The sequence below is a fragment of the Paenibacillus aestuarii genome (genome assembly GCF_027789125.1).
Lineage (GTDB): Bacteria > Bacillota > Bacilli > Paenibacillales > NBRC-103111 > Paenibacillus_E > Paenibacillus_E aestuarii.
On sequence record NZ_JAQFVF010000070.1, the window covers coordinates 1 to 26681 of the forward strand.

The 26681-nt window shown below is 47.5% G+C and carries 19 protein-coding genes and 1 pseudogene; all 20 read right to left on the reverse strand.

Features of this window, described 5'->3' with window-relative positions; all coding sequences use genetic code 11:
• Positions 1-314 (reverse strand): annotated as a pseudogene (locus O9139_RS24680) (S-layer homology domain-containing protein); the annotation flags it as partial.
• A gap of 246 nt (positions 315-560) precedes the next feature.
• Positions 561-3617, reverse strand: coding sequence for an S-layer homology domain-containing protein (locus O9139_RS24685; RefSeq protein WP_270884420.1), 3057 nt, complete (start codon positions 3615-3617; stop codon positions 561-563).
• A 328-nt stretch (positions 3618-3945) separates the two neighbouring features.
• Positions 3946-7905 carry an S-layer homology domain-containing protein gene (locus O9139_RS24690; RefSeq protein WP_270884421.1) on the reverse strand — a complete coding sequence of 1320 codons (3960 nt, stop codon included), beginning with the start codon at positions 7903-7905 and terminating at the stop codon, positions 3946-3948.
• Between the two features lie 248 nt (positions 7906-8153).
• Entirely contained in the window at positions 8154-9263 is a 1110-nt protein-coding gene (locus tag O9139_RS24695) for an MraY family glycosyltransferase (protein ID WP_270884487.1), read from the reverse strand.
• A gap of 136 nt (positions 9264-9399) precedes the next feature.
• Positions 9400-10188 (reverse strand): WecB/TagA/CpsF family glycosyltransferase, encoded by a 789-nt coding sequence (locus O9139_RS24700; protein WP_270884422.1) that lies wholly within the window; start codon positions 10186-10188, stop codon positions 9400-9402.
• Positions 10189-10222: 34 nt separating this feature from the next.
• Entirely contained in the window at positions 10223-11338 is a 1116-nt protein-coding gene (gene csaB / locus O9139_RS24705) for a polysaccharide pyruvyl transferase CsaB (protein ID WP_270884423.1), read from the reverse strand.
• On the reverse strand, positions 11317-13365 hold the full coding sequence (locus O9139_RS24710) for a DUF5693 family protein (protein WP_333742892.1): 2049 nt from the start codon (positions 13363-13365) through the stop codon (positions 11317-11319). The genes csaB and O9139_RS24710 overlap by 22 nt, the downstream gene beginning before the upstream one ends.
• 179 nt (positions 13366-13544) lie before the next feature.
• Positions 13545-15239 carry a phospho-sugar mutase gene (locus O9139_RS24715; protein WP_270884424.1) on the reverse strand — a complete coding sequence of 565 codons (1695 nt, stop codon included), beginning with the start codon at positions 15237-15239 and terminating at the stop codon, positions 13545-13547.
• Between the two features lie 32 nt (positions 15240-15271).
• On the reverse strand, positions 15272-15700 hold the full coding sequence (gene fabZ / locus O9139_RS24720; RefSeq protein ID WP_270884425.1) for a 3-hydroxyacyl-ACP dehydratase FabZ: 429 nt from the start codon (positions 15698-15700) through the stop codon (positions 15272-15274).
• 162 nt (positions 15701-15862) lie between these two features.
• On the reverse strand, positions 15863-16381 hold the full coding sequence (locus tag O9139_RS24725) for a CDP-alcohol phosphatidyltransferase family protein (protein ID WP_270884426.1): 519 nt from the start codon (positions 16379-16381) through the stop codon (positions 15863-15865).
• A 119-nt stretch (positions 16382-16500) separates the two neighbouring features.
• Positions 16501-16719: a DNA-directed RNA polymerase subunit beta gene (locus O9139_RS24730; protein WP_270884489.1), complete on the reverse strand. Its 219-nt coding sequence runs from the start codon at positions 16717-16719 to the stop codon at positions 16501-16503.
• 27 nt (positions 16720-16746) lie between these two features.
• Positions 16747-17628: a flagellar hook-basal body protein gene (locus O9139_RS24735; protein WP_270884427.1), complete on the reverse strand. Its 882-nt coding sequence runs from the start codon at positions 17626-17628 to the stop codon at positions 16747-16749.
• Positions 17629-17651: 23 nt separating this feature from the next.
• A complete protein-coding gene (locus O9139_RS24740) occupies positions 17652-18545 on the reverse strand; it encodes a flagellar hook-basal body protein (protein WP_270884428.1) in 894 nt (297 codons plus the stop codon).
• Positions 18546-18578: 33 nt separating this feature from the next.
• Positions 18579-19577 carry a rod shape-determining protein gene (mreB, locus tag O9139_RS24745; protein ID WP_270884429.1) on the reverse strand — a complete coding sequence of 333 codons (999 nt, stop codon included), beginning with the start codon at positions 19575-19577 and terminating at the stop codon, positions 18579-18581.
• A gap of 167 nt (positions 19578-19744) precedes the next feature.
• Positions 19745-20035 carry a sporulation transcriptional regulator SpoIIID gene (gene spoIIID, locus O9139_RS24750; RefSeq protein WP_270884430.1) on the reverse strand — a complete coding sequence of 97 codons (291 nt, stop codon included), beginning with the start codon at positions 20033-20035 and terminating at the stop codon, positions 19745-19747.
• Positions 20036-20194: 159 nt separating this feature from the next.
• Positions 20195-20935, reverse strand: a complete 741-nt coding sequence (locus O9139_RS24755) for a M23 family metallopeptidase (RefSeq protein WP_270884431.1) — start codon at positions 20933-20935, stop codon at positions 20195-20197.
• 82 nt (positions 20936-21017) lie between these two features.
• The gene (gene spoIID, locus O9139_RS24760; RefSeq protein WP_270884432.1) at positions 21018-22073 is read right to left on the reverse strand and encodes a stage II sporulation protein D; all 1056 of its coding nucleotides are present in this window, start codon (positions 22071-22073) and stop codon (positions 21018-21020) included.
• Positions 22074-22243: 170 nt separating this feature from the next.
• Positions 22244-23566: a UDP-N-acetylglucosamine 1-carboxyvinyltransferase gene (gene murA, locus O9139_RS24765; RefSeq protein ID WP_270884490.1), complete on the reverse strand. Its 1323-nt coding sequence runs from the start codon at positions 23564-23566 to the stop codon at positions 22244-22246.
• Positions 23567-23804: 238 nt separating this feature from the next.
• The gene (locus O9139_RS24770) at positions 23805-24065 is read right to left on the reverse strand and encodes a DUF1146 family protein (protein WP_270884433.1); all 261 of its coding nucleotides are present in this window, start codon (positions 24063-24065) and stop codon (positions 23805-23807) included.
• Positions 24066-24083: 18 nt separating this feature from the next.
• Positions 24084-26630 (reverse strand): S8 family peptidase, encoded by a 2547-nt coding sequence (locus O9139_RS24775; RefSeq protein ID WP_270884434.1) that lies wholly within the window; start codon positions 26628-26630, stop codon positions 24084-24086.
• Positions 26631-26681: the final 51 nt, after the last annotated feature.

A 26681-nucleotide genomic window follows, 5' to 3' on the forward strand; every position in this document is an offset into this window, starting at 1 on the left:
TAGCCGTTAGCCGGATCGTCAACACTAACATCAGAGAAGCTGGATGTTTTCAGGTCTTTGTTGATGTCCAGACCCATGATCAAAGCAGCTACTTTTGCGAATTGTGCGCGATTCATTTCTTCTTTCAAACCAAAAGTTGTATCGCTCACACCGTCAAAAATACCCGCGCTGATCATGGCGTCGAATTTTGCTTGTGTGGCTGCATCGAGATCTTTCAGATCAGTAAAGTCTGCAGATGTTTTACCGAATGCTACGGAAGAGAACATCGACAAAGCTACTGTTGCGGAAAGAACTACGGATAGGCTTTTCTTCATATAGGTTGTTTCCTCCTGATATTTGAAGTTTTTTTGTTATAAAAACTTTATAACCCATGGGACGACTGCGTCTTGCTTCTTTGCTTTCATGTAGCTTTTCGTATATCATCTCGTCTACAAGAATGAGTATACTATTTTCTATACGTATTTTCATTGATTAGAATTTTCCATAGCGAACGTTATACAGCTGAACGACTCTTGTACAAAATAAAAAAGACCCCGAAGGGTCTTCTTTACTACATCATATTACTTTGTTACGGAGATTGGAGTTACTACGGATTTACCGTTTGGAGCGACCGTAGTCAGATCGAATGTTACTGTACCAGCACTTGCAGTTACGTTACCGTATTGATCGATAGATACTGTACCACCTTTAACGTTAGTTGCTGCAAATGTCAGACCCAACAGGTAGTTGTACTCGCCAGCTTCCATATTGTCATACTCTGTACCATAGTTATCAGTTACTTTAAGATCGATTTTGTCAAAAACGTTCTCGCCGGAGTTGATTGCTACAGTTTTTGTTTCTGCTTCAATCTTGTCAACAGCGATCGCATCTTCTTTCACAGTTACAGGAACTGTTGCTTGCTTCACTTCGCCTTTAGCTGTCAGGTAAGTGATGCTGATTGTCGCTGTACCAGCTTTGTTACCGATAGCGAAAGCTTTGTTGTTAGCAGCGTCAAGCTCTACTCTAGCTACAGCAGTGTTGGAGGATGCCACAGATTTAATGTTGCTAGGCAGTTCTACAACATCACCAGCCGCGTTCTTAGCAGATACCGTGATTTCTTGACCCAGCATGCTTGTTACCGGAGATTGTTGTGCATCAACTGTCAATGTTTGGCCATTGCCATATACTTGTTGAGTAACTACGCCGCTGTCCAGAGCGTTGAACATTGGGTTCAAAGCATCTACGGAGTAAGTCAGGTCGTCAGTTGCTTTCGCTACTGTCAAAGTCTTAGTTACTTTTGCAAGTTCAACACCATTTTTAAGGATAACCGCTGTGTAGTCAACGTGTGTGCCTTCTTTAGCAGCATTTGTTGTTACGAATTTGAACTCATCGTTAAATGCTTTGAAGTCACCATTAGTAGAACCAATGCCGTAAACAGTTGGGTGATCTGCATCGTTGCTAACTGGTTGTGGTACTGTTTGCGCATCTTGTACGTAAGCAGAGCCGTCAGTGATTTTGTTGTTGTTCGCATCGTATGCAATCGCCGTTACTGCTACTGTATAGTGGTTCAGACTGCCTGTATCTGTCTCAGAGCCGTTACCAACGCTATCACTGTACACGGAATCATCAAGCACTTTACCGTATTGGTCAATTACGTTGTACTCAAACTTGGAAGTTCCGCCTGCTACTGCACCTTTCGCTGGAGCCGTTACTTCTTTGAAGTGATCAGCTACACGAGCGTCAGCTACTGTAAATGTTTTTGTTGCTGTGCTGTTTGCATTTGCTGTTGCGATGACTGCTGTTACGGATACAGCACCTTTAGAACTCGATGTAACTTTATGAAGTTTAATCGAACCTTTGTGCTCACCGGAGTTTTCGATGCTTACGTTTGTTGCATCGTTATCGCCAACTGCACCGGACAAGGATACGTTAATGCGGCCCACGTTTTGATCGCTTGTCAAATCGTCTACGCTCAATTGGTTGCCAGCTGCATCATAAGCTACAACTGGGATGTACACATCAGTATCGCCAGATGCGATTACATCGTCCATTTCGCCGATTTCAATTTTGTTTGCTACTTTTGTAGATGCAACAGTTATTTTACCGGATGCTGTAGCAGCTTGGTTGAATACTGTAAAGTTAAAGTCGCCTGCTTTATCCAAGTTGTTCAGCAAGGAAATTTTCACTTCTGGAATGTCGTTGCCATTGTCATCGAGTTCCCAAGTAATATCTTTGCTGTCGATGTAATCGTTCCAGATTACATTTGTATCTTTCAACTGGTTAGCACTTTCCATCATTTCGTAGGACATGTTACCGCCGTATTGATCATAGAAGTTTAGATCAAAAGCAACGTTCTCGCCTTTACCGTTCAACGCAGTACCCGAGGAGTAACGAGCGCTGCCAAGCTCCAGCTTCGTCAGAATCGGTTGTGTACCCAGTTTGTAGTTCTTAGTTGCTGTGATATGGCTATCATTGTTAACGATCGTTACAGGGATTACAGAGACGCCTTGAGTTGTACCATCAGTCTTAGTATCCAATGTAATCAACAAGTTGCCATCTGTATCTTTCGTAATTTTTGTAAATGTTGCAGCGGAAGTGTATACGTTATAAGAACCAGCGTTTGTGGAAGCTGCTTCGCCGTATTGGTTCACTGCTTTTGCTTTAACGATTACTTTATCAGCGTAAGCGATTGTGTCGCCAGCTGTTACGAAATCAATGCTTTTCAATACTTCGTCTTCGCCTGTGAATGTTGCCGTTGTTTTATCAACAGTTGCTTGATCCAAACCGCTCATTGTGACAGTGTAATCACCGTTGCCGATTTTTGTATCAGTCAAAGTCAATACCGCGGATTTCTTGTCATCAGCGAATTGAACAGTTGTTGCTACATCAGCCGTACCTTTTGTCAAAGCCAGTTTCGCTTTGTCTGTATCAACCGGTTTGTTAAAGCTTACTGTTACTTTCTGTACGCCAGTTGCTTTTGCGCCAGTTACGGATACTTTACCAGCTGGAACGTATTGTTGCTTAGCTTCATATGCACCAGTCAACAGCAGGTCGCGAGTTGCGTTGGCCATACCGCCGAAAGTACCGTCTTCACCGTTTGGCAGAAGCTTCAGATCAAGAGCAAGTTTCACATAACCTTGTGCCCAAGTGGATACTGTTGCATCGTTACCTGTCATCGCTTTTGCATCAGCGTCTTTACCCAATACGCGAACTAAGAAAGTAGCCAATTGCTCTTTAGTTACTTTACCTGCTGGATTGTATTGACCATCTGCATAACCGTCTGTTACGCCAGCTGTTTTCAAAGCTTCGATATAAGGCAATGCATAACCGTTAGCTGGGTCATCAGCTTTAACGTCTTCGAAGCTGGAAGTTGTCAGGTCTTTGTTGATGTCAAGACCCATGATCAAAGCTGCTACTTTTGCGAATTGAGCGCGGTTCATTTCGTCTTTAAGACCGAAAGTTGTATCGCTCACGCCATCAAAAATACCGGCGCTAATCATTGCATCAAATTTTGCTTGTGTTGCTGCATCAAGGCCTTTCAAATCAGTGAAGTCTGCGGATGTTTTACCGAATGCTACGGAAGAGAACATCGACAAAGCTACTGTTGCAGAAAGAACTACCGATAGACTTTTCTTCATAAGTATAATTTCCTCCTAAAGTATATCAAAGTTTTTGTTATAAAAACTTATAACCAACATGACTGCATTGCCTCAAGTGCATACTAACGTGTAGCTGTGTATCAGTCACCTCGGCTACATCAACGAGTATACTCTCTTCTATACGCGAAATCATTATTAACTATTTTCCAGCCGGCGCTGTGTTTATAAATGACATTCGCCTATGAAACTAGCTTAATCGAGAAATATGAATTTACTTTGAATTGAAGCTGAACATCAGATAAAAGTTACCTTAAAAATAGATGAAAAAAAGCAGATTGCCGCATAGGCAATCTGCTTCATTCATTTATTATGGAACCATCTTTTGTTGCTTCATAACTCTGTAGGCGAACACAGATGCTTGTGCTCTTGTCATCAGCTCTGTCGGATCAAAGCGAACGGTTGTCTTCTTCTGCCCAGGCAGAAGGGCGTTTTCGATTCCTTCCATAAGCCCTGCTTTCACGACTGCTTCAACAGCTGGTCTGGAATAGGATTCAATTTTGTCCCCATCCGTAAATGCTTTCTGAAGATTCGCCAGCGACTTGTTCAAGTCTGTGCCCAGTTTCATATTCGCTGCTCTAGCGATCATAACGGCCGCATCTTGTCTCGTAATGGAATCGCCAGGGTTGAACCTGTTGCTTGCTTGGCCACGGACAATGCCAGCTCTTGCCGCAGTCTCAATGTACTTATAATCGTACAGAAGGCCAATGGAATCTTCGATTTTAAAGACATCCTGGAACGTTCCATTACCACTGTAGTTCAAAGGAAGCTTAAAAATCTTCACAAGAATTTGCGCGAACTCGCCTCGAGTAATTGAATCATTAGGGGCAAATGTATAAGTCGTCTTAGCTTTCATTACACCCTTCGAGAACAACGTTTCAAGTTCATTTCTTGCAAATGCATGACCTGTTACATCATCAAACGTTTTGTTCATGTACATGACTTGATAGTATCCAAACTTTTGGAATGGAACGGTAATCGTATGCTTACTCGCATCTACAACCCCACCGATATCCTTCCAACCATCCGATGTAACTCCGGAATAGTTCGGATAGATGTCGTAGTAGAATACAGTTACGTATCTACCGGCATCCAGTCGAATTGCAGGATCAAAGTTCAGCGTCAATGTACCCTCACTGGTAGGAACAACCTGCTCATCATAAAGCCTATTAAAGTACGAACGGCTAGAAATGCTTGCATCATACGGATCCAAGCCTTCACCAGTTAAGCCATCCTTCAGATCGTCTGTTGTTGTCGTAGACGAGCTAGGAGCCGGAATAAAGCCTGCATCCATGTAGTAAAGCGGGCTTGCCGCTAAGAAGCGGTCTGCCCAAAGTGTTTTGGCTGCAATCTTGGATTTAAAGTATCCATTAGTTGTCGGATACAATGTTTTGTCTACACGCCCATCATCTGTATCAGCAATGCCGAACAGAACCTGACGGTCAGACGTAATAAATTGATTATTATTGCTATCAGGCAGATAACGCATGAGCTTCGTATCTTTTGGGAAGTTTAACTGCAAGGCATTGTTGAACATCTTGAACTTCGTGTTCATATCAGCCAACACTTCTGCGCCCTGCACATTGGTATTCGTGTAGAACAGAACAAAGCTTCCATTTACTTTTGAAGTGCCGCGGTTAACCGTGAACTTGATCGTGTTGGAACCTGCCTTCAGATTCTTAACTTTGTAGTGATACTCGTCAACAGAGTTCACTGTCTTCTTCGTAGCACTCTCTTTACCAAACACGACGCTATCCGCATTCTCGGCAGCAATAATAACTTCGTAGAAATTACTATTGATATTCGCTTGCAGATTGCTGCCATTCTGGATCAACATCGGTTGAACGATCGTATAAGGAACATTCTGTCTAGTAATCGTAATAGATTTGGTTGCCGTAATATTAGATGCATTCGTAATACGGAACTCAAATACAACATCTGTACTGTCTAGCAGCTTAAAGGATGTAGTTTTGAAATTCTGATTATCTATGCTCAAGTTATTAAATTCGACAAAATAGCTTCTGCCGTCCGTCGTAACCGTACTCGAGCCGACCGTGTAATCTCTATCCGTCAAATTACCGTTCTTCATCGTTTCTTGGTATACCAAAGCATTTCCAGTGGCGTCTTTGGTATGAACAATCAACGTCAATGCTTGAACATTGGATGGTGTTGTTCCATCCGAAGTTAAACTCGAGAACAAACCGGAGAACGAAACGGAATGCTCTGTCGTCGAGTACGTATCCGGCGTGCTTCCACTCACAAACTGAGTACCCGATGTGCCAGATTCAATAGGTTTAATAGCTGTAAACTGCGGTGCATCCGTACTGAACAAATATATTGTGTAAGATTGAACCGTAATCGGTGATGTCGAGCCGTTTAAATATACTTCGAACTTAAGTATATTCTTGCCTTCAGTCATGGTATTAGCACCGATGGAACTAAGCGGCAAAGTAAATGCATTTGTGGTTGGATCAAACACTGTATCCGCTGAAGTGGAATCTAAGGTTACATATTGATCATTCATATACACCTTAATGCTATTCAATGGTAGTGCCGGTGGCGTGCTAATATCCTGGAAAAAATTCACGACGCGTCCAGAAATACAATCGTCCGTTGTACCACATTTAAGATCAGCAGACTTCTTAATGGACATATTGTTGGAAATGTTATTCACAATAATATAAGGCGCGTTATTCACTTTCAGGCTGTAATCCGTACTATATACACTTGTGTCTGCAGGATCAGTCGATGACAGCTCTACAGTTAACTTTTTATTGCCGTCAGTAACCCCCTGGAGCTGGATAATAAATCTTGGTGGGTTAGAACCACTCTCCGGCAGTCTATCACCTGTAGAACCGGAAGGAAGATCCGCTGTATAAAGAGCACCATCAACATAGACTTTGGCGGATTTTGACTTATCGTTGGCATAAACATAAAACGTCGCTGGCAGTTCACTGACAGGGTTCGTATCTGTCAAACTTAATTGAGACTGGATGGCCCCATTCAATTGAGTCACTTTATCGATATATGGCTTGTTTGGATCCACAAAGCTAAACTTGTACTCACTGATTATAGGTACAAGATTGTTGGCACTATCCCTAAACTTAAAAGTAACCTTTTGCGGGTTAGGCGTAGAGGAAGAACCAGGAATATTCGTAATATCCAAGGAAAAATTCTGTACTCTATACTCCATGTCAGACGATGTATCTCTGGATAAAGCTGACGAGTAAGTAACCGAATAAGTAGAACCTGTTACCGATCCCGAGGAGCTGGACAAGGAAGATAGATCAATGCCCGATGCCACAGGCTGTCCATTGATATAAACATCCGCATATTTGTAATTCATGGATCCGGAAGTATCGAGATCACTCTTCAGACTTGCACTGATATGCAGCGCGCTGCTGTTCACAACCGGTTCTTTGACCAAATCAAAAGTGTTACTGCCATCGGAAATTGTGCCGTTAAACGCAAACGGTTTGCCATTGTCATACCACAACTTACGGCTAACTTCGTATTGATTCGTATCATTGTTGGCATTAAATTTAAAAATGTTATCACCAGGGTTCAAACAGAAGCTGGTGACGGAAGTACATGTTGCTGATGACTTATATTTGTCATCACCCGTGAAATAAAAAGAACCGTCCGTACCTTTGAAGCCTTGCTTGATTTGCGAATCGCCCGTTAGAGTGGCTTGAACACTATTCGCATTGGAGGCATCCGTCTTAATCTGAATCCCCGTTGTTCCAGACTTAAGCGGTCCACGGTCTGTAGGATACATTTTGCCGTCAACCAGCGGCACATCGTTAATTGTAATATTGGACAAATTCGTCGTTGGCGTGTAATACACCCAAGCAGGCGCTGAGGTAAATGCATTCGTATCGCCCAACATAACGATGATTTTATTTAAGCCTTCAGTTAACTGGACATTCGTAAATTGAATCTCGTTGGAGGTAATCAACTGAGCTTTGTTGTTCTTCTCCGTTGTTTCTACCCCGGAATTCATATTTTTAATTACGTAATAAATGGATGGAACCTGCGACTCCGTTACACCTGCGATATCAACTTTAATAGTAAACGGAAGCTGGGTTATCCTTGTTACTTTACTGTCATCATGCGGTTTCTCCGTCGATGTTCCCACGTTGTCTGTTTCAGCGTACAATTCCTTAATCGTGAGCGTTGAGGCTGCTTGGGCCATTCCTGGAGGTAAAAAAGTAAGTAGAATTGCGACTATGAGGGCGAGTCCTGCCCACTTCTTGTAAAGCTGTTTCAAAACACATCTTCCTCCTTCATGCTTTATATGTTAGCTACGAGATGCCGGGTTGATTATACTTATGTAGGTTCGACAATCCCTCCTATGTTCTTCCATCGTTCTACAAGAATAGACGCAGCTAACAGCGAAAAGTTGTTGTATTGTTCTTATCGGTAAACGACCCCAAAATGTTTAGAGCAAGAGAAAGATTCCATAGAAAACAAAAAAACCCAGCCCTTAAGGCTAGGTTTCCATTTCCTATCTGATAATTATTTGCCTAAACGATCGCTTTGGACAGTCTTGCCAAACAAGCTGCGGAAAAAGTTCAACACTGGCTTGCGGCTTTTGCTGATAATGCCGATCGCTTCTGCGCCAACCAGCATAACAAGAAACAGAGCTACGATAATTAACACCCAGCCCCATAAGATGTTCTGCGACATCAATACTGAGCAGACTACTGCGCTGGCGCCAAAAATAAAGGCAATACCGTAAATAATCAATACGCTTGTACGATGACTGAATCCAAGCTGCAGCAAACAGTGATGCAAATGACTTTTATCAGGGGCGGAAATTGGCAGTTTATTTACATAACGACGTATAATGGCGAAAAATGTATCTGATAAAGGTACGCCCAATATCATAATCGGAATAAGCAAGGATACGACCGCGGCTTGTTTAAAGCCGAGAATCGACAGGGTCGCTAACGCGAAGCCCAGGAATAATGCGCCGGAATCACCCATAAAAATCTTGGCCGGGTGAAAATTATAGAACAAGAAGCCGGCAATGCTTCCTAATAAAATGACGCTAAGCAGTACAACTGTAACGTTCGGCATCATCAGAGCCAGCACAAGAATAGTTGCTGTAGCAATACCAGAAACACCGGCCGATAGACCATCCAGTCCATCAATTAAATTAATGGCATTGGATACGCCAACGATCCACAATATGGTAATCGGAATACTCAACCAACCAATGTTGAAATTCGTTATTCCGAAAGGAATGTTAACGAGATCAATTTTCAGTCCAAAAGCAACAACGATACAAGCGGCAATCAACTGGCCTAAAAGCTTCCACTTGGGAGATAACTGAAATCGGTCATCCAATGCTCCCGTAACGACGATAACAAACCCGCCGAGCAGCAATCCAAAGGCTGCATTCGAGTTTACCGCGTCAAGTGCTGGAGAGATGATGAAATAAGCTCCGACGAAGGCAAGGAAAATAGCTAGTCCTCCGAGACGCGGCATTATCCGGGTATGTACCTTTCTATGGTTAGGGGCATCGACAGCTCCGACCCAAAAGGCAAACTTTTTGACTAGGGGTGTCAGCAATAGCGCCATTACGCACGAAGCGATAAACCCAATCACATATAATCCATACATCTTCTTCTTCACAGCTCCTCTTGTCTTGGGTGGCAGGTCTTTCCGCCGAAATGAATTATACTCCGAATTGTCCGCAAATACCACTGCTAAATTTGTCTGAAATGACCGTTTTCAGGTAATTTTCATAAATTTTTTTTCAAAGTCTGGTGACTTTATCTTTATCCCGCATAACTTTGAGTGCGAATTTCGGAAGTACAAGCATTCTCTTGTAGCGCCAAGGCTCCTGCAGAAGACGGTAAAACCACTCCAAGCGAAGTTTTTGGAACAACTTCGGCGCCCTTTTTAATTTACCCGATAGGACGTCAAAACTTCCGCCTACTCCCATCATGACAGGTATGCCAAGTTGTTCCTTATATTTGGCGATCCATGGCTCTTGCGTGGCAACCGATCTGCCGACAAACAGAAGATCCGGCGCCGCTTTGACAATGTCGGCAATGACTTCTTCATCTTGCGCGTCCTTAAAATAGCCATCCCGGACACCTACAAGCTGAATACCGGGATAGGAGGCTTTAAGCCGCTCCGCAGCTGCTTGAATAACCTCCGGTGATGCGCCTAACAAGTATACCTTCCACCCCTTCGCTTCGCCTGCTTTCATTAGCTCTTGCAGCAGATCGTAACCAGGGACTCGCTCGGCTACAGGATCTCCAACATAATTGGCAGCCCATACCACACCTGTGCCGTCAGGGACGACGAGTTCTGCGCTCTGCATAATGCGCATGTAAGCCGGATCCTCCAGTGCAGCCATCACCATGATCGGATTAGCTGTAATGATCTGGTGCGGCTGTCTTCTTGCAATGGCATCTGACAAATAGGCAACGGTCATCTTCATATCCAATTTGGAGATAGGCACTCCGTAAATGCGGACTTTCGGTACGGCAGCAGCCGCTGCCGCTGTGGATTTCACTGACGTTGTCGATAGGCTCATGGATCTCTCTTCCTTATATTGACGTAGCAGTCATTTAATTGGTTTTATAAAATGCAGCAATTTGCTGCGCAGGACGCTGTGCCTGCGCTTTCAACGCTTCAATGGCGGCTGAACGGGATGACGCCCACTCGCTTCTATGATCGAGGAGACGCAGCGCTTCCGCAGTGAGCGCTTCGGCATCGAAATGCGAAGTCGATGCCACGGCTTTCATGCCGAGCCTATGGAGGAACTGGTCGATCTTCGGATCGTACGAGATGCCGACCATAGGCACGTACTGCGAGGCTGCATAGATCAAGGAATGCAGCCTCATGCCGATCAGCAGGTCACAGCCCGCAACCTGCTGCAGCATGTCCTGCGGGTGGACGATGCCACTGGCCATCTCCACCCGCCCCGCGTGATCGCCCAGCCGGTCGATCACGAACTGCGAAGCCACCTCATCCGAAGGGAGGTGGAAGGGCAGGAACCGCAGCCGGACATCCGTCCTGGCTGCGAGCAGCTCTGCTAAGGACCGCGAGAGAGCTTCCAGCTCAGAGCGGTCCTGGTTCCAGAAGCGGACGGATACGCCGATCGTCCGCTCGGCTCCTGACCCGGCCTCAGCCGCGCTTTGCGTCGCTTCGCGAAGCGGCAGCCCCATAACCGGGTCAGGCACGACTTCGATGCGCTCCCGCGGAATGCGCATCGTGGCCAGCAAGTCCGCAGACTCTGTATCGCGGACCGATATATAGCGGCAGCCTTTGAACGCGCCGCGAATCCAACCGTCGAACATCCGGCGGTTGACAGGGCCGACGCCCTGGGAATAGATGAACGTAGGCTTGCCGAGCCATTGCGCCAGCTTAATTACGGCCACATAGTACGGAATCGTTTTGGCGCTTGTTGCATCCTGCAGCAAACTCCCGCCGCCGCTAATCAAGCCGTCTGCTTCACGAAGCGCACGGAACAACGCTCCGGGCTTCATGCGATGATAAGCTTTGACCCCGTACATTTGCGAGGTTTTCTCCGGATTCGCCGATAAAACGATGGGATCGATGCGCAGACCCTGCGCCCGGCCTTGCTCTTCCAGTGCGAATAGGATCGATTGCAGCACCGCTTCATCTCCGCTGTTATCGAAACCATAGTAACCCGATAACACTATTTGGATTGAGGCACCCATCGTTTCCAACTCCTTGCGACAATTTCCCAAATTACAATTAAGACCAGACCAATCAAAGCGCCGAATACAACGCCGTATGTAATGCGGATAAGCGAAATGTGAAGCGGTGTATGCAAGTGACAGAATGTATCCACGATGGAAAGCTGGCCGATAACGCCAATGAACATCAAATATACGGCGTTGCGGTATCTAACAGCTAGGTAAGCGCCCAACAAGAAGATTGGATGCGCAAACAGGAACTCTTTGGTGCGCGGTCGTACGCCCAGTGTATTTTCAAGGAACGAGCGGAACAATTTTTCCACAGCAGATGCTTGTCCTTCATTGCCTGTGCGGGACAGGTAGTAGAAAATGGCGCCGAGCGCGACAGCAGCCGCTACAACCCACAGCACGGTAATATTGAACGTGAATACCTGACGGACTCTCGCGAATTTGTCCCTATACGTATTGTTCTCACTGAAGAACAACAAATACACGCCGGCAATCGCAATCGGCAGCAAGTGAAGAGCGCTTACGCCGCGGAATTGTTGCAAGACGATGGAATAAGTGATGTGATTGAGCAAAGCGACGACATACACAACGCCAATTAACGAGATCAGCGATGTTTTGAGCAGCATCCATAGCCCATACAGCAAGCCTGACTTCCACTGAGCTGCCGCTCCGGAGCGGACCGAGCGAATAGCGAGCATCATCGCCACGCTAGGCGCGCATACAGCTGTAGCCAACGCAAGAGCTTGTGCATATAAATTTGCCGACAGTATGTGCATACCAGCAGCGCCAATGATGCCAATAATGAACAAGAATAAGGAAGCTTCTGGTACGAAGAAGCTGACAGCCAGTACAACTAGGCTTACGCCCCCGATGAGCAAGAAGAAACGGGCTACTTTTTGCCAAGCTGTCGTATGTACGGTAAATGCCTCTGCTTGTCCTAATTTAAAACCGACTTTCTCAATGCGCGGAATCGCTCCATCCGGCCCCTGCAGCGCTTGATAGTAAGCGGACAGCGGGTCAGCCAGCTTTCCTTTGTCAATGTTCTTAACAGGTTTTGCATTCAAGAATACCATGCGGATATTTCTGTCTTTAACGGCCAGCACGAAGCGATCCGCCACACCTTGGACACGATCGGCCATCTCCGCTTTGGTGACTTGCTCAGACAGCTTTTCGCCGTCTTTTTCGGTAAAGGAGTGCAGTCGCACCACATCATAGTTCGTCTGTTTGGCTAAAGTGCTGAACCCTTTTTGCGGTTCCTTCAGCAATTCAATGGCGGCGAGACCAATCCCGTTCTTGTGAAGCAGGTCAGCCATTTTGTTTAAATTAACATCCGTGTTCTCTTCGGTGTATCCCGGAACCTCGTTTCCGTCGACAATGATCCGTTTAACCCCGATGTCATGCAAGCTTTTGAGCAGACGATCCATTTCATTCGTTACAAAAGGACGGCGGTTCGACAAGCGAACCACAATATCAAATCCTTGGTCCTTTAGCATCTTAAGCGTAATCGGATCTGGATCCATCGGTTTCATCGATGCTTCATCCATGCTCATTTGGATGATGAGTCCACTGCGATTCTTGAAGCTCCAAGGTTTTGTGGCGACATTCAAGCTATTGAACGTTTTGAGGATCAATGGTTCAAGCTGCTGCTGTGTAGCCTGATCGGCGTACAAGATATATGTAAAATTCTCGTTCGGCTCGCCAAACGATTGTGTCATGGCCATTGCATCCCGAGAATTGAACATCTCGATACGGCGGCTTTCGCGAAGCTCGGACAGCGTGCTTTCATACACGGCCATAGAGCCGATGCCCGCGGCTTTCATTTGCTTCAGCTGCTCGTCCACATAGCTCTTCGGATTCGTTTGAATATCGGCAATATCCAGCAAATCGCGATAGTCGAAAACAAATTCCACTTTGTTCGCCGATGTCTCTGTCAGATGTCTGGCATAGGCCAAAGGCAGTGCGGCCAGCATGCCGATAATCACAAGCCATATTAACAAGTTTTTTACAGGATTATTCCACGTTTTATACCACTGAACCAAATTGTTCCTCTCCTTAAAGCATACTGTGTCTTTTCCCTTTACATTCGAAAACCTCTCCAGAACATACAAGTCTTGCCTAGGCCTCTTAAATGCAGATTCACACCTGCTATTTATTAGACGACCTAACTCCGACTTCGGTTCTGAAGAGGTTCACTCCAACCTATTTCGTTAGCATGCTATTATCCGTCTACACGGCTTAATACATATTGAATAATACCGTCCAACTGCTGCGCCGCCTCTGTGTTGGAAGCGCCTTTAACCGCAAAGTAGAACTTTATTTTCGGCTCGGTGCCGGAAGGACGCAGGCAGAACCACGATCCATCTGCCAGCTTGAACTTCAATACGTTCTCGCGCGGCAAACCGTTAATGCCCTGATCGTAATCTTCGACCTCCGCAACAGAGATTCCGTTGATTTCACTCGGTGGGCTCGTTCTCCACGCTTCCATGATACGGCGGATTTGCTCAACGCCATCCTTGCCTTTAAGCGTCTTTGATTCCAGCTTTTCCAAAAAGTAGCCAAAGGATGCATAGAGCTCTTGCAGCACGTCATATAACGTTTTGCCTTGTTTCTTATAGTACGCCGCCGCTTCACAGATAAGCATTGCAGCAATAATAGCATCCTTGTCTCTGGCATATTCGCCAGCCAGATAGCCGTAACTCTCCTCGTATCCGAACAAGAACGTATGCTCACCCGTCCGTTCGAACTGGGTCATTTTCTCACCGATATACTTAAATCCAGTTAGCGTGTTTAACGTTGGAATTCCGTAATGGCCGGCGATAGCAGCTCCCATCTCGCTAGTAACGATCGTCTTAATGACGACGCCATTAGCCGGAAGCTTGCCCTTCTCCTTTAAGCTGGATAGCAGGTAGTTCACAATGATAGCGCCCGATTGATTGCCTGTCAGGACGAAATACTCGCCATTCGCATCTTTCACGACGGCTCCCATCCGGTCGGCATCCGGGTCGGTTCCGACGATGATGTCCGCGTTCCACGCCTTGGCCTGCTCGATCGCAATCGTGAAGGCTTCGCGCTCCTCCGGGTTCGGCGACTTCACCGTCGAGAATTGCGCATCCGGCTGTTCCTGCTCCGCCACGACACGGACTTGTCCGAATCCTACCTTCTTCAGCACCTCGCGAACCGGCATATTCCCCGTACCGTGCAGCGGTGTGAAAACGATGCGGAAATCATCACTAATTTCCTTAATCGTCTCCGAGTTTTGACTAACAGCCGAAACAGCTTCGATGTATTGGGCATCCATATCTGCTCCCAGCCATTGAAGCAGCCCCTTGGCTTCAGCTTCAGCTTGTGAAAGCTTCTTCACTTTATCAAATGAGTCAACGCCTTGCACCTCAGCAATGACTTGCTCTGCAAATTCAGGGACCAATTGGCCTCCGTCGGCTCCGTATACTTTATAACCGTTATATTCCGGCGGATTGTGGCTTGCTGTAATAACTACGCCTGCGGTTGCTCCTAGTTGGCGCACTGCAAACGACAGCTGAGGCGTCGGGCGAAGCGCTTCAAATACATAAGCCTTGATGCCATTGCCTGCGAAGACCAAAGCCGCTTCGAGTGCGAACTCCGGCGACATGTGACGCGAGTCATATGCGATGGCTATGGAAGGAGCCTCTGTACCTGTTCCGCGCACATATTGCGCCAAACCTTGACTCGCACGACCGACTGTGTAAATATTGATACGGTTCGTACCAGCGCCAATGACACCACGAAGCCCGCCTGTGCCAAATTCCAAATCCTTATAGAACCGATCCTCGATTTCCTTTGCGTCTTCACGAATTGCCAGCAGTTCTTCCTTGGTACGAGCATCGATTGAAGGATCATCCAGCCATAATTGATATTGAGTTTGCACACGCGTCATAGTTGTCAGGTTCATCTCCTTTAGACTTTAAGTTATTTATTAGCAAGGGCGAACATAAGTTCACCTTCGACTACCACTTTCTCGCCTACCTTTGCTACAGCTTGGCCCTTCACAACGGTTCCTTTCACACGCGTGATGGTCATCTCCAACGTCAGCGTGTCTCCAGGTACGACCTGCTCGCGGAAACGAACGCCGTCAATGCCGGCAAATAGGCCAATCTTGCCCTTGTATTGCGGCATGGAGAGGACAGCTACGGCGCCTACTTGCGCCAAGGCTTCTACAATAAGGACACCCGGCATAACCGGATAACCTGGGAAATGACCCGCGAAGAACGGCTCATTCATCGTCACATTTTTGATGCCTACGGCTCTAACGCCTTCTTCCACTTCCAAAATACGATCTACCAATAGAAAAGGCGGTCGATGGGGGATAATCTCTTGAATCTGGTTAATATCTAGCATAACAGTGAAGTTCTCCTTTCAAGTACTTGCATTTGCATAAAATACAAGGCAACAACTTACAATATTGGTGTCCCTTCACCGATCTGCAGGAAGTGAAGGTTCATATAAGGGAGCTTAAGTATAGATCTTATTGCTGATCTATACTTAGGCTCTTTTCCACATTTAAGGCTGCTTAACCTTACGGTTTAAAAAAAGGAATTCGATAATGTAGATAAAGGATGTTACGAATGAGACCGCAATGACAAACCACAGATATGTAATCGCAAAATGAAGTTCGAAGACAATAAATAAAATGGCCAAATAGTACAGCACCGTCGTTAACTTGCCCATAACGTTAGCTGGAACTGTCCGCTTCCCGCGAAAGTGAAAGAACGCCGATCCGATGATCATCCCTAAGTCCCGCACGAACATGGCCGCTGCTGCCTGCCAAGGAATCATCCCGGAGACCAACAGGGAGATCACGACCATAATCATCATACACTTGTCTGCGAGCGGATCGAGCATCACGCCAACTGGAGTGATGAGCCCCCGGGTTCGCGCTAAATATCCGTCTAGAATATCGGTCAGTCCTGCTACCAATAGCACAAGAAAGGCAATCTTGATATAGCCGTTAAAAAAGAACATGAGGTAAACAGGGATCAGGACAAACCTGCTGATCGTGAGCATGTTCGGTATATTCAATGTACCCCTCCCGTGCCGTACAATCTGTAACGTTCCTAAACCACCTTCATTATACCGTTCCTTACCAAAAAATAAAACTCCCATGCGGGAGTTCGAGTAATTCTCTATGAGGTTCTTGTTTAACTGGCAAAAACCAAGTCGTATAAATGACGCCAAGTGCTCATATGAAGGATTTCTGAAGCCGGCTGATGGCCAAACTTGGTATAGCCGATCCATAGCCCGATGTAAACGGCTAGCACGGCTAGCACAGGAACGCGAAAAATTTTGAACACGGTCCAAGTGATCTTCAGCCATTTGGCCTGCGGTTGCTTACTCTTTGGAACAGGCTTATCCGACATACTCAACCCATCCCTCCCTTTCGACTATCAGGCGCGCAAATTGTTCGCTAAATTCATCATTTGATCAGAAGAAGTAATGGCTCGGGAGTTCAGCTGCAGGGCACGCTGCACCATGACCAGATCTGTCATTTCATCCGACAAATTCACATTGGATTGCTCCAAGTATCCTTGCATCAACGAGACGCGGTCAGCGCCATTATTAGCCGCGCCGTTAACAGTTTGCAGAACGTTCGCTTGATCAGCAGGCGTAATCCCAGCCGGCAACGTGTACAAGTTGTCCCCCAAATCTCTCAGCAGCTGCGGTCTTACGACCCGAACTAGCTTAATCGAGCCGAGATTCATCGGAGCCTCCGTTGGATCTTGCTCATTGTAGGCTCTGATCGTACCATTCTCATCCACTACAGGCCGGTATCCTTTGGGAACGACAATCGGACGAACCGTATCACCGTTCTCATCTACGCCGGTCACGAAATAACCGTCTTTGGTCGTCAATACGGCATCACCATTGGCATCCGGCGACAAGTTGAACGCCCCGTTGCGTGTCCAGGCTGTCTGGAACGCCGGGTTGCCGTTCTCGTCCACCTTGCTCACGGCCACCTCAAACAAACCGTCACCCTGGATCGCAAAATCCGTCGGGTTACTCGTCGCTTGAATGGGCCCTTGGGAGAGATTCGTCGTGATCTGTACGAGTTTGGAGCCCCAACCTTGGTTGAAGCCCAACGGCGACATCCTGCCTTGCTGACGAAAGCCTTCCGGCTGACCCTTGACATTCGTCAGAACGTCCTCGAAAGAGGCTTCCTTCTTTTTGAAACCATTCGTATTCACGTTCGCAATATTGTTCGAAAGTATATCCAGCTTTTGCTGTAAGCTGTGCATGGATACCGATGAATTAATCATGGAATTGTTCATGGCCTACTCCTTCGCAAGCTGGATTATACACGCCCTACTTCGTTGACCGCTTTATCCATACTTTTATCATAGAATTGAATAACCTTCTGGTTTGCTTCATAAGCGCGCAGCGCCGACATCATATCCACCATCGATTGCGCAGAGTCCACATTGGAACGTTCTACAAATCCCTGGCGGACCTCAACCTGATCCCCAGCCGCAACTTGCCTAACAGTCGCCTCATCGCCAGGATTAATACGATACAAGCCATCACCTTCGCGCAGCAACAAATTCGGGTTCTCTGCACGGGAGAGCATCAATCCAATAGGCTGTCCCGCGGCATTGAGCAGCGGCTTTCCGTTGCTGTCCATGAACTCGCCTTTGTCCGTCACCTTAAAACTGCGGATCGGTTGCCCCGTTCCATCAACCAGTCGAATCGGCTGGCCGTCGCGTCCTACGACCTGGTCGCCATTCGCATTGACAAGCTGGCCGGCGGTATCGACCGAGAACTTACCGTTCAAAGAGTACCGCTGCTCACCATCGCTATTCAATACCGTAAACAAAGCCTGCGGTTGGTAGGTGCGATCGCCATTAGCATTCACAGACACGCCATTGGCGTTAAAGGTAGCGCCCGGCACTTGAATGTTTGAGACGAGGGCAAAATCGAATGGATTTTGTGTTTCTTGCAAATCCCCTTGTGCATGCAGGGAGATATTCTCTTCCGAGAAAACCCCGGTGTTCAACTTACCTAACGGAGTTGTAGAGGCGCCTTCTCCACCACGGATCGTAGAAATGAGCATCTCCGGAAACGAGCGCATCAACGCATTACCTTGTTTGAACCCTGGTGAATTAATATTGGCAATATTATTCGTAATCGTATCATGGCGGCGTTGTTCAGCGATCATTCCCGAAGCCGCGGTGTATAATCCTCTTAGCATATTTCACCTCGTAGGTAGAATTAAATCGTGTTGTTAGAATTTACGCTTGCTGACTTTATCCAAGTTGTCGAGCATAATTCCTGTTCCTTTCACTACGCAGGACATCGGGTCCTCTGCAATTAATACAGGTACCTTAAGCTCGTCCGCCAGCAATTGGTCCAGGCCATGCAGCATCGCTCCACCGCCTGTTAGAATAACGCCTCTATCGATAATATCCGCCGATAGCTCAGGAGGTGTTCGCTCCAGCACGCTCTTCGCCGCGGTCACGATCGACGAAACCGGATCCCATAGCGCTTCCTGTACCTCGCTAGAGTGAATCGTAATGGTCAGCGGCAAGCCTGACACCATATCTCTTCCGCGAATATCCATCTCTTCGTTTCTTCCGTGTGGATATACCGTTCCGATTTTAATTTTTATATCTTCGCTTGTCCGTTCACCGATCAACAGCTTGTACTTATTTTTGATATACTTCGTAATCGCCGTATCGAACTTGTCCCCGGCAATTTTAATGGAGGAGGAGGTGACGATGTCCCCCATCGATAGGACGGCGACATCCGTCGTTCCTCCACCAATATCTACAACCATGTTACCGCTTGGTTGGAAGATGTCCATGCCGGCGCCAATTGCTGCCGCCTTAGGCTCCTCTTCCATGAAGACCTCTCGGGCACCGCTGCGCTCAGCCGCTTCGCGGATCGCCTTCTGCTCAACGGAAGTAATGTTGGTGGGAGCGCAAATCAGAATTCTCGGATGCGAGTACCAGCTTTTGCCCCCCACTTTGGCAATAAAATGCTTCAACATCATTTCCGTAATGTCGAAATCTGCGATAACGCCATCTTTTAACGGACGGATCGCGATAATGTTGCCAGGTGTACGGCCCACCATACGGAAAGCCTCTTCACCCACCGCTAATACCCGCTTCGTATCGCTTTCAATCGCTACTACAGAAGGCTCATCAAGCACGACACCGCGACCTTTTACATGGATGAGCACATTCGCCGTGCCAAGATCTATCCCAATATCCTTACTTAACATTTCAAGTTAATCCTCCCTAAACTAAACCGTCCATCCCGTGAAGAATCGGCGCTCTTATATATAGTTCTAATTATAAGCTAAATTCGCTATAAATGCATTAATTCCTCTTTTTCTGTGTATTTTCGACAAGTCCATTATTAGGAAAGGTTCAGGGATGACCGGGGCCGTCAGGATTTGACGGTGACTAAGTTTTCGGTGGACTTAGGGCTGCGTGTCTTCCGGTATTTGATTTTGGTTGCTTCTCCTCCCCTAAGATGCCTGATGGACTTATGATACTCCAAAATGTGTTTGACCTGATTGGCCAGGTCCGGGTTGATTTCCGGCAGCCGCTCCGTTAAATCCTTGTGCACCGTGCTTTTGGAAACGCCAAATTCCTTAGCAATGGTGCGAACCGTATTCTTGGTCTCAACGATACAGGTCCCAATCTTAATGGTCCGCTCTTTGATGTAATCGTGCACTCCCCTCGCCTCCCTACTCGAGATAGTTTGGTACATTATATGAGGGGCATGACTAGATATTCTACGTAGCCAAGCCTGACAGGCTCAATTCGCACATTTATTTTGAAAAATACGCAAAAAAGCAGCGGGAAAGCCCCGCTGCGATCACCCTATGTAGGTTTATTGCTGTTTCTCGTTCAAAATCGTCTCTGGATTCACTGCTGCACCGTCAATGCCTTGACGAACTTCGAAGTGCAAGTGAACGCCATCTTCTTTTTCAAACTCGTTGCGTCCCGCTTTCGCGATGACGTCGCCTTTTTTAACTTCAGCGCCTTTGGTCACTTTCACGTCAGCCAAACTTTGGTAGACGCTCACGAGACCGTTGCTGTGCGTAATTTCAACGAGACTGCCCACTACTGGATTTTGCTCAACGGCAGTTACTTTACCGCTCATTGCAGCCAATACGTCAAAGGCGGAGCCGTCTTTGGTTTTCAAATCGATAGCGGTATGCGGGGTTAATTGATCGTTGTACTCGATCATTGCCGCTTGCTTGGCTTCGTTCGATGCATTTGTATCATAGAAGCCAATGGATACTTCCACTTGCGATTTGTCTTTCACAGGCCATGACATTGTTTCAGCTTGCGCAGTTACCGCTACGGAATTATCCGGAGCTTGTGTGCCGCTTCCTGTCGATGTTTCATTGCTGCTAACCTTAATGCCCAGATCTTGGCTGACTGTTTTCTTTCCGGCATCCTGGTACACCCACATTAAGGTTAAGATAATTGCCGCTGCTGCCACATACGTTGCAGGGAATACCCATTTCTTAGCAAGCAACCTCTTCCATGCAGATGTAGTGCCTTGTGCTCCTTGAACAGTTTTAGGAGCTTCTTCCTTCTGAAAACCTTTGTTTTGATCATTCATGGTTATCACCTCATCAACCATTCTTGACACATTTGAAGGTTTTATACTTGAAGAAAGATATTTTTATAGAAATAGTAAAGGACTAAGATTTTTTAATAAACGGTGCTGCTTTTTCAATAGAAATGCCTGTGTAGTAATAGGTTACGATCTGCTCCGCCGTCTTCCCTTCCTTCGCCATGCCATCGGCCCCCCACTGGCTGAGTCCGACCCCATGGCCATATCCGTAGGTGGTAAACTCGATTTGCTGCGAGCCGTTCCACTTCCATGCAAACTGAGAGGATGCTAGGCCCAGCTTCTCTCTGACTTCCCGGCCGGAGAACACCTTGCCGCCTATGGTCATGCTTTTAATCCGGTGCCCTGCAGACCATTCTAGCACTTTCATGCCTTTGGAATTGGTGCCAACCGTTGCAATGCTGGTCACGCCGAGCTTCTGGAGCAAGCTCTTATAGCTCAGCTGCACCGTCTCTTGATAGCGTGGCGACAGCTTTGCATCCCATGGGCTGGGCACGCTGCGCAAGTAGGGGATTTTATACGGCCAATAATCTTCTGAATTCTCCGTGTAGCCATTGCTGGTAGAAAAAAAGGTCGCATTGATGGGTTGATGATTATACGTCAGAATCATATCTTTCGTTTCATTTACTGCTCTATCAAGCTTAGCCATATTAGCCTCGTAGGCTTTCCCGCTCCACTTCTCCTGCAGCTCTTGTTCGCTAAGATAGGCTTGATGGGCAGTCGTATCGGTCACGAGTGCGTCATTGACGGGTACTTGACTGTAGTCTTGATCAAGCGCTCTGCGGACGACGTACGTTCGAGCAGCCATCGCCTGCGCTTTTAGCGCTTCGAGCTCGAATTCGATAGGCATCTCGGCGGCAAGGACACCTTTTACGTACTTCTCTAGCGGTACGGTCTCAATGGTGTCTTTCTTCGTTAAGTAAACAGGAACCATGAGTCCTTGTTCAGTAGCCTGAACCGGTAAGTTCTGTGATTCGGAAAGAGTGGATGGATCGGCGGGGGAAATCTTCTTGACTAGTAAACCCGGGACAATGATAGTGACACAGAGCATCGTGGATAAGCAAACAGCCATCCAGAGGATGACCCTGCGGTTCAGAGCCTTCATAGCTCTATTCTTCTTATACATTCGTCTAGTGCCTCCATAAGCGCGATCGCTAGCAGGTTGGTTGAGCATATCCCATCTTATGAGTAGGTTTACTAGAATAGAACATGGATCAGCAGGACACCGGTTTCGTCTCTATCATGCAAAAAGCCCCTATCCTTTGCGCAAGCAATGAATAAGAGCTTCTTATCTGTTTATGCTAATGTCGGTTGAATGTTGAAAAAGCCAATCTCCACAGCTTCTTCTTCCACTTCTTGCGGTGGTGAGACACGGCGAATGTCGGCGCCTAACTCACAAAGTGTGTCGGCAATGCTTACATAGCCGCGATCAATATGGTGAGTGCCGGAAATTTCGGTTTCTCCCTCAGCAGCTAACGCAGCCAGGATCAGCGCTGCGCCTGCACGCAGGTCCGTAGCGCATACTTTAGCGCCTTGCAGCTTCGAGTTACCGCTGACAATGGCAGTGCGTCCATCGACTTTGATTTGCGCGTTCATGTTGGAGAATTCCTCCACGTGCATGAAGCGATTCTCAAACACCGTCTCGGTGACAAGACTCGTGCCGTCGGCTACCATCAGCAGCGCCATCATTTGCGACTGCATGTCGGTCGGGAAGCCCGGGTACGGCAGCGTCTTCACATCCACGGCACGAAGTGTACCGGTAGCACGGACACGAATGCCGTTCTCGTCCTCTTCCACGAGAACACCCATTTCTTGCAACTTGGAAATCACAGGACGCAGATGGTCACCAATAGCGTTCTCCATATAGAGATCGCTGCCCGTAATCGCTGCCGCGATCATATACGTACCCGCTTCAATCCGGTCTGGAATTACCGTATGTACGGCACCGCAAAGCTTCTCTACGCCTTCTATGCGAATGATGCCTGTTCCTGCGCCGCGAATGACAGCGCCCATGGCATTTAAGTAATTGGCCAAATCGACGATTTCCGGCTCTTTGGCGGCATTCTCAATGATGGTTGTGCCTTCTGCTAGTGAAGCCGCCATCATGATGTTCTCAGTGGCGCCTACGCTGGCAACATCCAAATAAATTTTCGCGCCTTTCAAGCGCCCTTTTACTCTTGCTTCAATATACCCCTGACCGAGTTCAATGGAAGCCCCCATCGCTTCGAAACCTTTGAGGTGCTGATCAATGGGCCTAGTACCGATGGCGCAGCCGCCAGGCAGCGAAATTCTCGCTTGACCCAGTCTTGCTAGTAGCGGCCCCATGACAAGGAAGGAGGCTCTCATTTTACGTACAAGTTCATAAGAGGCTTCACAAGTCGTAATTTGCTCCGCACGGACACGAATCACCTGCTGATCGTACTCCACCTGAATACCTAAGCTTTGCAATACTTTATTGATGACTAGTACATCGTCAAGGGGAGGTGCATCATGGATGACACTTTCACCCTCCGACCCCAGAATGGAAGCTGCAATGATAGGCAATACTGCATTCTTCGCACCATTAATCTTCACATTCCCTGTTAACTTTCGGCCACCGCGGACGATAATTTTGCTCATCATGGTCCCTCCGCGAACTTATTTTGAATTCATGCTCGTTTCTTGTAGGTCTTCGACTTTCACAATTCCTAAGTTTATCATTTCACCCTATATTGGACAACTGTGTTCTTTTGGCATTCTGTTGCCAACCATATAGAGTTCGGATAACTTTCCCTTTTTTGATCCGTTCTATTACCATTGTTGACAAGAAAACCATGCATTATTCGAAAAAAGTTCGGAATTCGAAGTGGCTCCGCCTCTAAAACATTTTGCTGAAACCCATAGAAAGTCCTAAATATTGAATGAAAAAGCTGGCCACCAAATGCCCGATTGCTATGGAAAGCAGCACTTGCAGCGCGATTGCCCGCCCGCTTCTAGGACTCTTGAGCAGCACGTCAAAACGAAACGATTGCAAAGCCCACCAGGCTATGCCAATGCACAGGATGTAGACGATAATGTCAACCATAGTCATAATCGATGCATACTTGGCCGCTTCATTCCATGGATCTGTTCCTGCCATTGTAATCCCCCTTTTCGTCTATCGATCAATTACTTTGGCCAGCATGGCTGTGAATTCTGCGCGCGTCGTTTCCTCTTCAGGCCGGAACGTCCCGTCCGGATAACCTTGAATCCAGCCATCCGCCCACATTTGCTTAAGAATGCCAACCCCCCAATAGGTTTCGGACACATCATAAAAAGGTGAATTTCCGCGCCGCTTGCCTGTCATATTCATGCTGCGCGCCAGCATCTGTATCATTTCCATCCGCGTCATCGGACGATCCGGCTGGAAGGTGCCATCCGGATAGCCGTCCAACAGTCCGGCTTGAACAGCTTTGGCCACACTCTCATAAGCCCAATGCGAATCCGAAAGATCGCTGAAATGAAGCTGCTTCTGCTTCGATAGCTGGAACGCTTTAGCCATGACAGAGGCGGCCTCCGCGCGGGTTATCATTTGGTCAGGCGCGAACCGGTAGTTGCCATAACCGCTGATAGCGCCAATCTGAGTCAGCTTGCTAATTGCATCTACCGCCCAATGCCCGTCAATATCGATAAACCCGCTGACCAGCGGATAGCTGCCTACTTTCAAGCGATACATCTGGCTCAAAAACCATTTATCCGCCTGCAGCTTAATATAATACGATCCCTGCCCCAGAGTCTTCTCAATATACAACGAATCTGCGCTATAATCGCTCTTGAAATACGCCAGTTCTTGCAACGAACTATCATAGACTGTTGCGTAAAGCGTCCTGGATGTGGGGATATTCGTTAAGCTGATTTGTGCGAGACCGTCTTTGTCCATGCGGAATTGGAACCAGTCTACGTCGTCATTTTTGTGCATCAAGCCTTGATATTCGGAGAACGCCCCGGCAAATGTAGCCTGGTATGGCTTATCATTCGGTTCATTAGGGTCAATCAACTTCGGATTGTACTCGATTTCCAGCGCATATTCACCGGTAATCGGCTCGATGTAATCTTTGGCGTTACTGACGCGAATATAATACTGGCCTGGTAAAACGTCCATCTGCGGGCTAATCTCCAGCACGCCGTCGCCGGACTGATCGATCGTCTGCCCTTTCTCCCCTTCTTTTTGGATAAATATAGCGGGATCTATCCGGGCTGTATCTGTGGACATTCGCACACGCAATGTCCCGGACTCTTCGATCGGGAGGACGAACCAATCCACATCGCCCTTTTGGTGAAAAGTGCCACGGATCGTCTGGCTTCTTGCCGGCAGCGTAAACGCTTTGTACTGTTTATCGTTGTCCTCAAACGGATCTCGGTAAATTTTAAAATTTGTGAACAGGGAATAGCTCAACGGACTTGTGCGCGACCGGTTTACGGTCTGCAGCTGAACATACGAGCGTCCTTTCTTCACCTGAAACTCCACCGTGCTATCTGCAGCCTCCCCCGCGGTAAACGTCGCACCCGTGCTTGTATTCACGCGAATACCCGTGTTATCGCCGCTGCGCAGCATCATCTCGATCGTGCCGTCGTAGGGCGCGTCAATGGCAAACCAATCCTGATCTTGCGCGGAACTCAGCGTCGCATGCAAGGAATCATGGACGGATAGTTTGGTCGCCTGATCCTGCCGGTTGTTCGGCTCGAAGCGATCCTCGCTATAAGGCTGCGTCAAGGCCAAATCGACCCGCAACAAACCGTAGCCCGTTGTTGCATCCCAGCCCTTGGGCCCTAAATCTTCGGCCGTCTGCTCCAGCAAATCCCGTACCTGATAAGCGCGCATAGCCGGATACTTCGCCCAGACCAAGGCTGCCGCGCCCGCTACTTGCGGCGCTGACATCGAACTGCCGTTCTGGTATTGATAGCCCCCGCCCAGCGCTGTCGTATAAACGTCCCATGGCGCCATCAAATCAAGCTCCGGGCCGGAGTTGGAACGCAGATCCGCACGCTTATCCGGTGTAACGCCGCCAACGGCGAGAACGGTCGGATAAGCCGCCGGATATTTGACACTCGTTCCTTCGTTGCCGACAGCGGCGACCAGCAAGACGTCATGGTCCTCAGCGTATTGCACGATGTCCGCCATATACGTGGAATATTTGTTCAATCCAAGTGAAAGCACCACGATCTTGGCACCGTGATCCACCGCATAGCGAATGCCTTCGCCAAGGCGCGCCTCGCCACCGGTACCGTCGGCCTCCAACGCTTTAATCGGCATAATCTTAGCGTTCGGCGCTATGCCGGCAATGCCTTTGTCGTTATTTAAAGTCGCCGCGATAATGCCTGCTACATTCGTGCCGTGACCGTTATCATCCGCAGGCTTCGAGCCGGGTTGAAGCAGGTTCTTGCCCTCGACCAAATTGCCGGCTAAATCGGGATGTGTAAGATCGACGCCCGTATCGACAACCGCTACGACGATAGGCGTCGTGGAATCGGCTGCAGCCGCCCAAGCTTCGTTCATATGTATAGTATCTAAGTAGACCTGCTTTACTCTCATCGGGTCCGACGATTGCGCATAAGCCGCTTCAGCTTTCGGTGCTAAGCCCATCGTATCCGTGGTTAGCAAAATCAGAGCCAGGAGCAGTAAAGTTGTCGTCAGTTTCATGAAATCACAGGCTTTCTTCATCATAATGGTCCCCACACTCTCTATCTATACCATAATCCCAGTCTTCTTGATATA